The organism is Dokdonella sp. GW821-FHT11D02, assembly GCF_058808595.1.
Map to the genome: position 1 here is coordinate 4,443,403 of NZ_CM179520.1, position 14,158 is coordinate 4,457,560.

At 67.5% G+C, this 14,158-nt stretch carries 9 protein-coding genes; 5 read left to right on the top strand and 4 right to left on the bottom strand.

The genetic code is table 11. The annotated features are described in order from the left end of the window. The first annotated feature begins 16 nt into the window (after positions 1-16). Both AC3QL3_RS18770 and AC3QL3_RS18775 read left to right on the top strand, forming a co-directional pair. The gene (locus tag AC3QL3_RS18770; RefSeq protein WP_492895638.1) at positions 17-757 is read left to right on the top strand and encodes a response regulator; all 741 of its coding nucleotides are present in this window, start codon (positions 17-19) and stop codon (positions 755-757) included. Continuing rightward, positions 754-2,082, top strand: coding sequence for an ATP-binding protein (locus tag AC3QL3_RS18775; protein WP_492895639.1), 1,329 nt, complete (start codon positions 754-756; stop codon positions 2,080-2,082). Before AC3QL3_RS18770 ends, AC3QL3_RS18775 begins: the two co-directional genes overlap by 4 nt. Before the next feature lie 25 nt (positions 2,083-2,107). On the opposite strand, the gene AC3QL3_RS18780 is transcribed toward AC3QL3_RS18775, so the two are convergent. Then, positions 2,108-3,034 carry an alpha/beta hydrolase gene (locus AC3QL3_RS18780; RefSeq protein WP_492895640.1) on the bottom strand — a complete coding sequence of 309 codons (927 nt, stop codon included), beginning with the start codon at positions 3,032-3,034 and terminating at the stop codon, positions 2,108-2,110. A gap of 110 nt (positions 3,035-3,144) precedes the next feature. Continuing rightward, positions 3,145-5,460, bottom strand: coding sequence for a choice-of-anchor Q domain-containing protein (locus AC3QL3_RS18785; RefSeq protein WP_492895641.1), 2,316 nt, complete (start codon positions 5,458-5,460; stop codon positions 3,145-3,147). Positions 5,461-5,637: 177 nt separating this feature from the next. On the opposite strand from AC3QL3_RS18785, the gene AC3QL3_RS18790 reads away from it, so the two are divergent. After that, positions 5,638-8,484, top strand: coding sequence for a choice-of-anchor I domain-containing protein (locus AC3QL3_RS18790; RefSeq protein WP_492895642.1), 2,847 nt, complete (start codon positions 5,638-5,640; stop codon positions 8,482-8,484). Positions 8,485-8,601: 117 nt separating this feature from the next. Next, positions 8,602-9,792: a right-handed parallel beta-helix repeat-containing protein gene (locus AC3QL3_RS18795; protein ID WP_492895643.1), complete on the top strand. Its 1,191-nt coding sequence runs from the start codon at positions 8,602-8,604 to the stop codon at positions 9,790-9,792. 125 nt (positions 9,793-9,917) lie between these two features. Here the strand turns inward: AC3QL3_RS18795 and AC3QL3_RS18800 are convergent, their stop codons facing one another. Beyond that, complete coding sequence (locus tag AC3QL3_RS18800) at positions 9,918-10,451, bottom strand: hypothetical protein (RefSeq protein ID WP_492895644.1); 534 nt, start codon at positions 10,449-10,451, stop codon at positions 9,918-9,920. Between the two features lie 301 nt (positions 10,452-10,752). On the opposite strand from AC3QL3_RS18800, the gene AC3QL3_RS18805 reads away from it, so the two are divergent. Continuing rightward, on the top strand, positions 10,753-11,904 hold the full coding sequence (locus tag AC3QL3_RS18805; RefSeq protein WP_492895645.1) for an acyltransferase family protein: 1,152 nt from the start codon (positions 10,753-10,755) through the stop codon (positions 11,902-11,904). Between the two features lie 85 nt (positions 11,905-11,989). Here the strand turns inward: AC3QL3_RS18805 and AC3QL3_RS18810 are convergent, their stop codons facing one another. Continuing rightward, positions 11,990-14,053: an amidohydrolase gene (locus tag AC3QL3_RS18810; RefSeq protein WP_492895646.1), complete on the bottom strand. Its 2,064-nt coding sequence runs from the start codon at positions 14,051-14,053 to the stop codon at positions 11,990-11,992. Positions 14,054-14,158: the final 105 nt, after the last annotated feature.

The following is a 14,158-nucleotide window of genomic DNA, read 5'->3' on the forward strand; positions in this document are numbered from 1 at the left end:
GCAGCTCGGGAAACGCATGGAACAGCCAGACCACATCCTGGTCGTCGACGACGACCACGAGATCCGGCAGATGGTCGCCGACTATCTGCGCAAGAACGGCCTGCGCGCGAGCGTCGCCGCCGACGGCCGCGAGATGCGCGCCCTGCTCGATACGCAGACGATCGACCTGATCCTGCTCGACGTGATGATGCCGGGCGAAGACGGCTTGACGCTGGCGCGCAACCTGCGCGCCGGCAAGCACCGCGCGGTGCCGCTGGTGATGTTGACCGCGCGCGACGATCAAACCGATCGCATCGTCGGTCTGGAGATGGGCGCCGACGATTACGTGACCAAGCCGTTCGTCGCGCGCGAACTGCTCGCACGCATCAAGGCGGTGATCCGGCGCACGCGCATGCTGCCGCCGAACCTGCAGGTCAGCGAAGCGGTGCGCCTGCTCGCGTTCGGCCGCTGGCGCCTGGACACCACCGCGCGCCACCTGCTCGATCCGGACGACACCGTGGTCGCGCTCAGCGGCGCCGAATTCCGTCTGCTGCGCGTGTTTCTCGATCACCCCAACCGCGTGCTCAATCGCGACCAGCTGCTCAACCTCACGCAGGGACGCGACGCCGAGCTGTTCGACCGTTCGATCGATCTTCTGGTCAGCCGCCTGCGTCAGCGCTTGCAGGACGACGCGCGCGAGCAGAGCTACATCAAGACCGTGCGCAACGAAGGCTACGTCTTCAGCATGGCGGTGACCCTGCTCGGCGAAGGTGAATGAGCGCGCCGCGCGCCGGCAGCGGCTGGCCGCGCTCGATCGCCGCGCGCCTGTCCTTGATCGTGTTCGGCGGCCTGCTCGCCGCGCACGCGCTGTCGTTCGGTCTGCTCTTCTACGAGCGCTACGAAGCGGCCAGTTCGATGCTGCTGACCAACCTCGAACAAGACGTGGTGGTCGCGGTGAATCTGCTCGACCGTCTGCCGGCCGCGGAACGCGCAGCGTGGCTGCCGATGCTGCGGCGGCGCACCTTCCACTATCTGCTCGGCGTCGGCGAGACCGGCACAGCGCTCGCGACCGACACCGCACGCGAGATGACGCGCGCGATCGCCGCCGCGCTCGGCCCGCGCTATCCGCTCACCGCGAACGCGGTGGCGGACGAGCCGGAGCGCTTTCAAGTGCATCTGACGCTCAGCGACGGCAGCCCGATGACGATCGAAGTGCGGCCGTCTGTGATGCCGTTGGCGCAGTGGCTGCCGTACGTGTTGCTGACACAACTTGCCGTGCTGCTCTTGTGCACCTGGCTCGCCGTGCGGCTCGCGACGCGCCCGCTGCAGCGCCTCGCCGACGCCGCGCAAACGCTCGATCCGACCGGCGCCGGCGCTCGCCTGCGCGAAGGCGGTCCGAGCGAGGTCGCCGACGCGGTCGCTGCGTTCAACACCATGCAAGATCGCATCGCACGCCACATGCAGGAGCGCGTGCAGATCCTGGCCGCGATCTCGCACGATCTGCAGACCCCGATCACACGCATGCAGTTGCGCGCCGAAACGCTGGAAGACGACGGCACGCGCGAGAAACTGATCGACGACCTCGGTCAGATGCAAGAGCTCGTGCGCGAAGGCATCGCGTACGCGCGCAGCGCGCACGGTGCGGCGGAAGAACCGCGACGGATCGATCTCGACGCCTTGCTCGACAGTCTCGTCTACGACTACCAGGACATCGGCCGTGCGGTCAGCCTGCAAGGTCGCGTCGCTGCGCCGACGGTGACGCGACCCGAGGCCCTGCGCCGCATCGTCGGCAATCTCATCGACAACGCGCTCAAGTACGCCGGCGCGGCGGAGCTTGCGGTCGAGGCCGACGCCGACGGCGGCGCGCGCATCCAGGTGCGCGACCGTGGCCCCGGCATTCCGGCGGCCGAGCTCGACAAAGTGCTGCAGCCGTTCTACCGGCTGGAAACCTCGCGCAACCGCGGAACCGGCGGCACCGGCTTGGGCCTCGCGATCGCGCAGCAGCTGGCCGGCTCGATCGGCGCGACGCTGACGTTGCGCAACCGCGACGGCGGCGGCCTCGAGGCTGAGCTGCATCTGCGCGCCGTCAGCGCGAAGGCGTGACGGCGAGCGCGCGGCGCGCGCGATCTCAGTTCTTGCCGCCTGTCTTGTTCGGCGCGAGCACGCTGCGGAACACCGTCGGCGAAGCCTGCCGATAGATGGTGGAGTGCTTGAGGTCCTTGCGCGGCTGATAGGTCCATTGCAAGCGCGCCGGCGCGTTAGCGCGGAACACGGCGGCCAAATGTTCGCCGGCGTCGTCGATGTCGTCGTCCGCGGAGGTCGCGAAGTACAAGACCTTGTGCGGACCTTTCGCCGGCCACGCCTGCAAGCGCTCCGCGGCACCGCGCAACAGCGCTTTGTTGTTCCACCACAGCGAAGGGCTCAGGGCGATGTAGGTCTGGAACAGATCCGGCTGCAAGAAGAAGGTCTCCATCACGAACAAGCCGGCCAAGGATTCGCCGACCAGCGCATCGCCGCCGCCGCTGCGATAACGGCGGCGCACTTCCGGCATCAGCTCCTGCGCGATGAAGGCACGGAACGGCGCCGAGCCGCCGACCTGCGGCGCGATCTTGCGGTCGCTCTCGACGTCGGTCGGTCCGGTCATGTCGCGGCGGCGCTGCGTGTTCTCGATGCCGACCACGATCATCGCGCGCATCTCACCGGCGCGGATCGCGGCGTCGACCGTGTTGGCGACATGCGGAAAATCTTCCTTCAAACCGCCGTCGGGCATGTACAGCACCGGATAGCGCGCGTGCTTGTCGACAGCGTAGCGCGGCGGCAGGTACACGTTCAGATGCCGCGTTTCGCCGAGCAGGCGCGAATCGATGGTGAAGGTCTCGTGCACCGGCATCGGATCGGCCGGCTCAGTGGCTGCGCTAGACGCGCTCGGCGCGGGGTTCTGCGCGAGAGCGGCGGCGGCGAACAGCACGCCGCTCAAGCCGAGCAATGCATGCGCGAAGAGGAAACGGATCGCCGGCCGTTGCGGACGGCGTCGTGCGTCGAGCGTGGGCGTCATCGGAGCCGTCGTAAGCAAGGGTCGCGCATCCTGGCAAACGACGACGGCAAAGCCAAGCCAGCGAATGGGCTAGCTCGTGGCCGCGATGATGATGACGTGAGCGCGCGCGATCATTCGCCCGGATAGTCCATTTCAGCACCGTCGGCGTAGATCAGATCGGAGGCGCCTTCGATCGCGCCGCTGGTGCAGGCGTCCTCGCTGCCGTCGTCGCCGGGACGCTCGCTGCTGAACTGATCGAAGGCGTCGACCAGGCCGCTCGCGGTCAGGCACAGCGGCGCATGATTCACCGCCGGATTGTCCGGCTGCGGCGCGCTCCACGGCATCGGCCGGCCGAGCAGGCTCACGCGCGACATCGGCGCGGCGACGCCGATCAGATTGCCGTCGAGGTCGCCCGACAGCGGACAGGTGGCGTCGGCGAATACGTTGTGACCCTTGGAGATCGCCGCTCCTGCACCGACCACGGCGCAGTCGGGGCTCGAATTGTCGGTGCCGGTGTCGCTGTTGCCCGAAGAGAGCAGCGCCGTCAGCACCGTGTTGCGATCGACCGCGAAGCCGCCGCCGGCGCTGCGCGCGGTGTGGTTGCCGGTGAAGGTGGTGTAGGCGATCTCGACATCGCTGGAATTGGAGGTGGCGAGGCCGCCGCCGAAATCGCCGGCGCTGTTGTCGGCGAACAAGGTGTCGCGCACCAGCACCGGATTGCCTTGCGCGAGGAAGACGCCGCCGCCACCGCCGTCGCGCGCGGTGTTGCGGGTGAACGCGCTGCGCGTGATGCGCACCCTGCCGCCGTCGGAAATCAGATACAGGCCACCGCCGTCGCCATCGGCGGAATTGCCGTCGAACCAGACGTTGTCGATCGTGGTGTAGCCGTCGGGAAACAACAGCATGCCGCCGCCGCGCTCGGACCAGCTGACGTCGCTCTTGTGCGCGTTGCCGCCGCTGATGCGCAGGCCGAACAAGCCGATCGGCACCTGAAAGGACGAGCCGCTCGGCGTGCCGAACACGCGGTCGCCGCTTTGTGCGTGGATGATCGAACGGTCCGGTCCATGCCCGACCAGGATGCGCGGCGCGTGCTCGAGGCCGGTCAAGTCGAGATCGCCCTTGGCGCCTTCGTCTTCGTCGCGGCCGGGAATGTTCACGTCGTACACGCCGGGCGGCACGTGGATCACGGCCAGTGCGTTGCTGGCGGAGGCCTCTTGCACGGCCGCGCGCAGGGTGCAGCCGCCGAGCGTGCTCTGGCAGATGCCGTTGCCGACGTTGGCGTCGGGCGCATCGGCGGTGCTGTTCAAGGTGTAGGTGTAGCGCTGCTCGTAGGCGCCGCGGTCGCAGCCGTTGGAGCGGCCGACGCCGCGCTGATCGGTCGAGGTGCAGTGCGCGCCTTCGCCGTCGTAGTCGCCGGGCGCGCCGCTGTCGACCGCGGGACTGCCGGGCAGGAGCAGGTTCACCGGTACGCCGTCGCCGGCATCGACCAAAGTGCCGAGCAAGGGATCGGCCTGCTGGTCGCTCGGCGGCGCCGGCGAGAACGCGCAGGCTTTGCGCTGGTACAGGTTGTAGCCGAGCGAGTGCACGCTGCTGCACGAGAGATCCGACGCCGCGCGCGCGCCGTCGGCGATCACCGAGTTGTAGGCGAAGATCGAGTTGTCGATGGTGGTGTCGCCGGCGGTGAAGTTCGCGCCGCCGCGTTGGTTGGCCGAGTTGAACGCGACGGTGACGTTCTTCAGCCGCGCCGACACCCCTTGCGAATACAGCGCGCCGGAGTCGGAGGCGACGTTCTCGGCGAGCGTGCTGCTTTCGAGCGAGAAGGTGCCGACGCTGGCCAGCGCACCGCCGAACTGGCTCGCCACGTTGCGCGTGAACGAGCTTTTGTTGATCGACACCTCGAGCGCGCCCGAGTAGACGAAGATCGCGCCGCCGCGCTGTGCCGCGTTGCGCGTCAGATGGGTTTGGGTGACGCGCACGCGACCGCGCCGCGCGTAGATCGCGCCGCCCACGTCGTTGCCGGCATCGCCGCGGCTCAAGGTCACGTTGCTGACGATGAAGGTCGCGGCCGCGTCCATGTTGACGTGGAAGATGCGGTCGACGCCGTTGCCGCTGATCACGCTGCGGCCGGCGCCGGCGCCGACCACGGCGATGGTGCCGCTGCCGGTGACGTCGAAGTCGCCGCTCGCGTTGGCATCCTCACCGGCTCCCTCGCGCGTGATCTTGTAGCCGAGCAGATTGGTGCCGACTTGGATCAGGTCGGTGCTGGTGCCGGCGGCGCAGCCGCCGAACGCGGTGTCGGTGCGCGCGGCTTGCACCGCTTCGCGCAGCGAGCAGTGCTCGGGGTCCTCGCCGAACTGATCTTGGCCGGTGTTGACTTCGATCAGCCCGGCGCGGCACGGCAGCCAGACGAGGACGAGGGCGGCAAAAAGAAATCGGGACGAGCGCATGGACGGATCCGTTCGGGATGCATCCGGTTCCACGCGAAACCGCGCCGGCAGGGGCCAGGTCGGCGATCGGGACGTCTTCGCACGAGCGCCGCCGCACGCGCGCGCAACGAAAGTGCAAGCGCCACGTCACCTCGGCCACGTCCAATGTGCGGTTCTCACCCTCTAAGGACAGAACCGATGCTTCGCCGATCCCCTCTCGCCCGCGCCGTGCTCGTCGCCCTCACCGTGTTCTGCGCCGGCCAGGCCCAGGCCGCGGTCGAACTCGTCCGCCGCGGCAGCTATGCCTCGGGCACCGTCGCCGGTGCCGAGATCGTCGCCTACGATGCGCCGACGCGGCGCCTGTTCGTCACCAACGGTGCGCTCGACAAGATCGACGTGCTCAATGTCGCCGACGTCGACGCACCCGAACTCCTGTTCCAGATCGACGTCGCGCCGTACGGCGGATCGTTGACCAGCGTCGCCGTGAAGAACGGCGTGCTCGCCGCCGCGATCCCGAATGCCGACGGCACCCAGCCCGGCGTGATCGCGCTGTTCGACGCCGACGGCCAGCACCTCGGCACCTTCACCGCCGGCGTGCTGCCCGACCACGTGAGCTTCAGCCCCGACGGCCGTTACGTGATGTCGGCGAACGAAGGCGAGCCAGTCGGCGACGTCGATCCGCCCGGTTCGGTGACGATCGTCGATCTCTCCGGCGGTGTTAGCGCCGGCGTGGCGACGACGCTCGGCTTCGACGCCTTCGACGGCCGCGAAGCAGAGCTGCGTGCGAGAGGAGTGCGCCTGTTCCCCAACCGCGCCGCCAGCGTCGACCTCGAACCCGAATACATCGCCACCGCGCCCGCCAGCGACGTCGCCTTCGTCAGCTTGCAGGAGGCCAATGCCTTCGCGGTGATCGATTTGGAAACGCTGAGCATCAAGGACATCGTCGCCGCCGGCTTGAAAGATCATTCGCGCGGCCTGCCGCGCGTGAACACCTACACCTTCCCCGAACTGCCGACGCTCGGCACCACGCCGGCCGGACAGACCATCCGTCTGGGCGGCTTCTCGGGCCTGTGGTTCGAGGGCACCGACAGCGCCACCGGCGCGCTGAAATTCGTCACCGTGCCCGACCGCGGCCCGAACGGCGAACCGAGCAACGTCGACGGCGATGCGGTGCTCGAACGGCCGTTCGTGCTGCCCAGCTACCAGCCGCGCATCGTGCGCTTCAGCCTCGACCCGGCCAGCGGTGCGATCACGCTCGGCCAGCAGCTGCCGCTGTTCCAGCAGAACGGCAGCACGCCGATGACCGGATTGCCCAACATCGGCAACGGCGTCGACGAGGAACCGGTCGACCTGTTCGGCAAGCCGCTGCCGCTCGATCCGCTCGGCGCGGACATCGAAGGCATCGCCATCGCACCGGACGGCTCGTACTGGATGGTCGACGAGTATCGCCCGGCGATCTATCACTTCAGCATCGCCGGCGTGCTGCTCGACCGCTTCGTGCCGCAAGGCACCGGCGCACTCGGCGGCCAAGCGGCCGGCCACTACGGCCGCGAGACCTTGCCGGCGGAATACTCGACGCGGCGCCCCAACCGCGGCTTCGAAGGCATGGCCTACGACACCGACGCCGGCATCCTGTACGCGTTCATCCAGACGCCGCTGGCGAACCCGAACACTGCCGCGAGCAACGCCTCCAAGGTGATCCGCATGCTCGGCATCGACCCGGCCAGCGGCGCCACCGTCGCCGAGTACGTCTACCTCATCGACAAGACCGACTTCCGCGAACAGAACACCGACAAGATCGGCGACGCCGCCTACCTCGGCAACGGACGCTTCGCGATCGTCGAACGCGACGACTCGACCGAGCGCAGCGGCAAGAAGATGCTGTTCCAGTTCACCCTGAAGGGCGCGACCAACCTGCGCGCCGCGGGCGCGCCGACGCCGATCGCAGGCCTCACGCTGGAACAACACACGCCCGACCAGCTCGTCACCGCCGGCATCCACGCGGTCGACAAGGTCAAGGTCGCCAACCTGCCCTCGCTCGGCTACTTCGCCGGCGACAAGCTCGAAGGCCTGGCCGCATTGCCCGACGGCCGCCTCGCCCTCATCAACGACAACGACTTCGGCATCGCGCCGCAGCCGCTGCCGAACCCGCCCGACGGCAGCGTGCCGATGGACGCCGTGCCGACGCCGATCCAGCTCGGTCTCGTCAGCTTCGACGTGCCGAGCGGTCTCGACGCCTCCGATCGCGACGGCGCTTCGGGCGGCCCGGCCATCAACATCCGCAACTGGCCGGTGTTCGGCATGCACATGCCCGACTCGATCGCGGCCTTCGCCGCCGGCGGCGCCACCTTCTACGCCAGCGCCGGCGAAGGCGACGACCGCGGCGAAGTCGCGCGCATCTCCTCGCTCGATCTCGATCCGAACGTATTCCCCGACGCCGCCGCGTTGAAGACCGACGCGCAGATCGGACGACTCAACGCATCGACCATCGACGGCGATCTCGACGGCGACGGCAAGCTCGACCGCCTGCAGATTCTCGGCAGCCGCTCGATGGCGATCTGGGACCGCTGGGGCAACCTGGTCTACGACAGCGGCGACCTCATCGAACAAGTCACCGCCGAGCGCTTCCCCACCGCGTTCAACTCCGACAACGAAGCGAACGGCAGCTTCGACACGCGCAGCGACAACAAGGGGCCGGAACCCGAAGCGCTCGCCGTCGGCACCACGCCGTCGGGCCGCACCTACGCCTTCGTCGGCCTCGAGCGCATCGGCGGCATCGTCACGTTCGATGTGACCAATCCGTACGAGGTGAGCTACGCCGGCTACGTCAATCCGCGCGACTTCAGCGTGACGGTCGACCCCGACGTCGACCCAGCCGCGGCCGGCGACCTCGGTCCGGAAGGCATCGTATTCATTGCGGCCGCCGACAGCCCCAGCGGCGAAGCGATGATCGCCGTCGCCAACGAGATCAGCGGCACGACCACGCTCTACACGGTGTCGGAAGTGCTGTTCCGCGACGGCTTCGACGGCGCCGCGCGGCGCTGACCCGATCCGCTGCGGGAACCGCCGTCCGCTTCCCGCAGCGGAACGCATCTTCGACAGCGCCGCACTCCGGCGGCGCTATCGATGCGATGATCGCGTTCGCCACTGTGGGAGTGAACGATGACGATTCGAGCCGGCCATGCCGCGACGGCGGCGGCGTGCTGCCTGTTTCCTCTCGCCGCCGCGGCCGCTACTTTGCAGGTCGGTCCCGGCCAAATGTATGCGAAGCCGTGCGCCGCGATCGCCGCGGCCGGCGACGGCGACACCATCCTCATCGATGCCGCCGGGCGCTACGACGGCGACGTCTGCGCCTGGTCGAAAAACGGGCTGACCCTGCGCGGCATCAACGGCCGGCCGCACATCGACGCCGCCGGCAACAACGCGCAAGGCAAGGCGATCTGGGTCATCAGCGGCGACGACACCACGGTCGACGGCGTCGAGCTGTCCGGCTGCCGCGTGCCCGACGCGAACGGCGCCGGCATCCGTCAGCAGGGCACCAACCTGACCGTGCGCAACGCCTATTTCCACGACAACGAGAACGGCATCCTCGCCGGCGATAGCACGGGCAGCACGATCACCATCGAGCACAGCGTGTTCGCCTACAACGGCGCCGGCGATGGCTACTCGCACAACCTCTACATCGGCCACGTCGATCGATTGGTGTTCCGCTACAACTGGTCGCACCACGCCGTGGTCGGCCATCTGCTGAAATCGCGCGCCGCCGAAAACATCATCGAATACAACCGCCTCACCGGCGAGGCCGACGGCAGCGAAAGCTATGAGATCAACCTGCCCAACGGCGGCCTGTCGTACGTGATCGGCAACCTGATCCAGCAGCCCGCGACGACGCAGAACGGCGCCATGCTCGACTACCTCAGCGAAGGATTCGGGCAGAACAGCGACGGCCGCCTGTTCGTCGTCAACAACACCTTCGTCAACCAGCGCGGCAGCGGCACCTTCCTGCAGATCGGTGCGGCCGCGACCACGCCGGTGATCGCGCGCAACAACATTTTCCACGGCGGCGGCACGCCGAGTTCGCGGGCGGATACCGTGCTCGACCACAACCTCGTCGGCAGCGAGGCCTTGTTCGTCGACGCCGCGAACTACGACTACCGCCTCGTGCCGGGCACGGCCGCCGTCGACGGTGGCGTCGATCCCGGCAGCGGCGCGGGGCGATCCTTGTTGCCGACGCGTGAGTACGTGCATCCCGCAGCGAGTTCGGATCGACCTGTGGTCGGCGTGATCGACATCGGTGCCTACGAGTGGGCGGGCGGGATCATCTTTCGCGACGGCTTCGACGGCGAGGGATAGCGTCGCGAGCGCAGGTACGGCTTTTCAGGAGAGCCGACACCGAAGGCGGGCGTCGTGCTGCCCACCTTCGGTGTGCGAGGTCGTGCCGTTCGCGCCACGACCCATCCGCTGACGCGCGCGTTCGATCAGTGCTTCAACTGCTTCGCCGCGGTCTCCGCGTCGTCCCTTACTTTATCGGCCCTCGCCTTCGCCGAGGCGAGGTCGGAATCGGCTGCGTCCTTGCAACTGCCGCGCTGGTCGTTCGGCAGCGCGTTGCACTTCTCGATCGCGACCTTGTGCTCGGCTTCGGCCTTGGCGATGGCGAGATCGCGGCGCGACTTGGCGTCCTTCTGGAACACGTCCGACTGCACCGAGGCGAGATCCTGGCTCGCATCGCGCTCCGCATCGTTCGCATCCGCGGTGGCCGCATTGATCTTCTCGCCCGCTTCCGTGTTGGCCTTGTCCACCTTCGCGCTCGCCTCGGCCTGCGCCGCTTCGAGCTTCTGACGCGCGGCGGCTTCCGCCTCGGCCGCCTTCGCGCGCGCCGCGTCGACGTCGGCGGCGGCCTTCTCCTGCGCCTTGGCAACGTCCTGCTGCGCCTGCTCGGGCGATTTCTGGCACGCGCCCAGGGAAAGCGCGGCGGCCGCGGTCAGGCAGATCCACATCGGTGTACGAGTCATGGAGGACTCCCCAGCAAAGCCGCGGTGCGGCGATGCGAATCAGTGTGTCGGGAGGCGGTTTATCGAAGATGAATGCGATACGGCGCTCGTTGCGAGGCGTTCACCTCGCGACCGCAACGTGCCGCCAGACGCCATCGCCGTGCTGCTGCGACGACTAAGCGCACCCGCGCAACCGGCGGCGCGGCCCTTCCGCACTGGCATCGGCGGCGCCGCTTGCAGGATGATCCGCGACTTGGGTCGCGCGTGCGGGGTGCAGCGGCGGACCCGCATCGCGGCAATCGGTGAGACGAGGAGCATCGGCGTGGGGGATTTTGCGGTAACCGAACCCGCGCGCACGCCGCGGCGCGCCACCGTCGCGACGTTCTTCGCCGGGCGAACACTGGAAGCCTGCGTCGCGAGCGGACGCGACAACATCTTGCAGCTGCGTCTGCTGGCGGCGCTGATGGTCGTGCTCGGCCACAGCTGCATGGGCGGAGCGGGCAGCCTGCCTTACGACCCGCTCAACGCCGTGCTGCCGCGCATGCAGATCCATCCGGCCGGGTTGATGGTGTTCTTCATGATCAGCGGCTTTCTGATCACGCTGTCGTACTCGCGCCGCCCGCATCTCTTGCGTTTCCTGCGTGCACGCGCACTGCGCCTGTGGCCTGCGCTGATCGTCTGCTTGGCGCTGTGGGCCTTCGTGTTGGGTCCGCTGCTGACCACCCTACCCTTGAGCGATTATTTCTCGACCGGCCGCGCCGACAATCCGTATCGGTACGTCATCGACGGCGTATCGATGATGAAGTTCGCGAACGAGCTTCCCGGATTGTTCCGGTCGACGACGAGCATCGTCCCCGGCGAGGTCAACACGCCGTTGTGGTCGCTCACCGTCGAAGCGACGATGTATTTGTGGGTCGCCGGTGCCGGCTTGTTGCGCCTGTTCCGCTTGCCTTGGCTCAGCAGCCTCGCCATCGCCGCGTTCTTCAGTGCGGCGCTTTTGTGGCCCATGATGCAAGGCGCCGCACCGTCCTATCTGCTGACGATCCAGGGCTTCTTCGGCGCCGGCGCGATTGCCTGCTTGCTGCGCCGCTACATCCCGATTTCCAGCGGTCTGATGCTGCTCATCGCGATCGTCTGCGTCGCCGCACGCAACTCCTCGCATACGATTCCGATCACCTGGCTCACCATCGCGTACTTCGTTCTGTGGTTTTCTTACGTGCCGCGCCTACCGCCTATTCCTGGCGACACCGACCTCTCCTACGGCACCTACATCTGGGCTTGGCCGATTCAGCAGACTCTCGTGCTGCTCACGCACACACGCGAGCCGCTGGTGCTCTTCCCTATGACACTCGTCTTCCTGCTTCCGATCGCAGCGGCTTCCTGGTTCTTGGTCGAAAAGCCGGCGTTGCGAATCAAGGACTGGCGCCGGGCTGCTGGTGCGCCCGCGCGCGCGGTCGAGTCAGCGCCCGCTTGATTGGAGCGTTGCACACGACATCGCGGCGGCAGAAATCTGCCGCCGCGATGGATGCGCTCTCACCGAGCGCGCACGCTGCCTTTCTTCAATCGGCGGGCCAGACCGGCGGCACGCTCGCCGTCGGATTGGCGAAGTACTGCCCGTAGCTGACCGTCGCCATCGTGCGGATGTTCTTGAGCAGATCCGGGTTGGCGATCACCTTCGGGTCGAGCGGGTTGTCCGACAGCAGCACCATGTCGGCGAGATAGCTCTCCTTGATCGCGCCGCGGTCGGTGAAGCCGTATTGGATCGCGGCATTGGTGGTGAAAGCCTTGATGCCGTCGAGGATGCTGATGCGCTCGTCGCCCGGTACGTTGGGGTTGTTGGCGAACACCGGCGGGCAGGCGGACGGGTTCTGGTTCGGATACCACGACGGCTGTTGCACGTTGCGCGTCGCCGCGACCCAGATCTCGAACAGCGGATAGGGCGGCTCCACCGGGCTGTCGCTGTGCAGGGTCATCGGCAGGCCGCGCTTGACCACCGACTGCGCCGGATAGACGTTGAGGATGCGCGGCGGGTTGAGCACCATCTGGCACTCGGGCAGGCCGTAGAAATACACGTTGCTCGACATCACGCTGACCGCGGTCGTGCCGACCGACTTGAGCTGGTCGAGATCGTCGCCCGTGATCATCGCCACGTGCAGCATCGTGTCGCGCTTGCCCGGCGGCGGCGGCGAGTCTTGGGTCGAGACCACCGCGTTGACCGCGTCGCTGATCGCCGCGTCGCCGATCTGATGAATGATCATCGGATAGCCGGCTGCGTGCGCCGCGCGCAGGCGCAGCGCCAAATCGGACTGTGGCACGTCAGGCAGTCCGACATAGGGCTGCTGGAACAGACCGCCGATGGTGAAGGGCGGGAACACGTTGGTGTAGGGCGCCTTGAGATAACCGGTATAGCCCTGCAGCGAGCCGTCGGCGAACGACTTCAACGCCTGCACCGACACCAGCTGACTGTCCTTGAAGGTCACCTTGCCGGCCTCGCCCATGGCGATGGTCTTGGCGAAGTCGGAGCTGTTGTTGTCGTAGGCGATCATCGCCGCCGACAGCGGGAACTTGCAGTTGGGCCGCTTGCAGCCCGCGGTCGCCTCTGCGTAGAGCGCCATTTCACCCAGGCCCGCCGCGCCTTCCTGCGCCAGCGTGTAGCCGTGCTGCGCGTACATCTCGGCGCCCTTCTGCAACAGCTGGGCGCCGAGGCCGGAGTTGGCCTTCAGCACCTGCCCCTGGAACACGCCGGTCGCGTACAGCGACAGGTCTTCGTCGAGCTGGCCCATATTCGCCAACGCGGTCTCGACGTTGACGTTCATGATCGGCTTGCGGCACTTGTCGTCGTTGGTCGAGCCTTTGGTGCCGCAGATGTTCAGCGCCGCCAGCGCCGGCGTGTTGACGTAGGAGATGTGCCCCGATTCGCTGGTGATGTAGATCGGCACGGCCGTGGTGATCGCGTCGAGCTGGGCCAGCGCATTGCCGTTTTCGAACGTCGTGCATTCGAACGAAATGCTCTTGGGCTTGCTCACGCAGGCCGGATCGTGGCCGAGACGCGAGGGGTCGTAGTTGAACGCGAGCACCGCCGTCGGCGGCGTGTTCAACAACGCCTTGGCCACCGCGCTGCGCAGGCGCGCGACGACGTCGGACTGGTTCTGCACCGGAATGAAACAACGCTGCGGATCGGTCGGCGTGAGACAGCCGGGCGTGCCCGGCGGCGGCTTGAAGTAGATGTTGATGCTGGAGACGTCGAGCCAGTGGTCGATGTCGGTGAACATCGCGTAGCCGGCCATGTGCGAATGCGGATCGATGAAGCCGGGCAGGATGGTCCAGCCGGTCGCGTCGATGCGCTGCGTCAGCCGCCCGGCGAGCATCATCACCTCGAAGCTGTTGCCGACCTTGATGATCTTGCCGAATCGGTCGACCGCGACCGCTTGCGCCAGCGGCTGCGCGTCGTTCATGGTGACGACGGTGGCGTTGAGCAGGACCAGGCTCGCTTCGCCGGGGAAGCCTTGCGGCTTGTCGGGTGCAGGCCCCTTGGTCGGCGCCGCGCAGCCGGCCAGGCTCAGCAAAGCAGCGGCCAATACGGTACGAATCGCGCGCGGCCGAACGGCCGAGTTCTTCTTCATGTCCACCCTCCACCACGTTGAAGTGCGGCGATTTACGCCAACGCCCGGTGAAGTCGCGGTGAAAAGGAACTTTTGGATTACTGCGCAAATTGCGCAGTGCCGCTC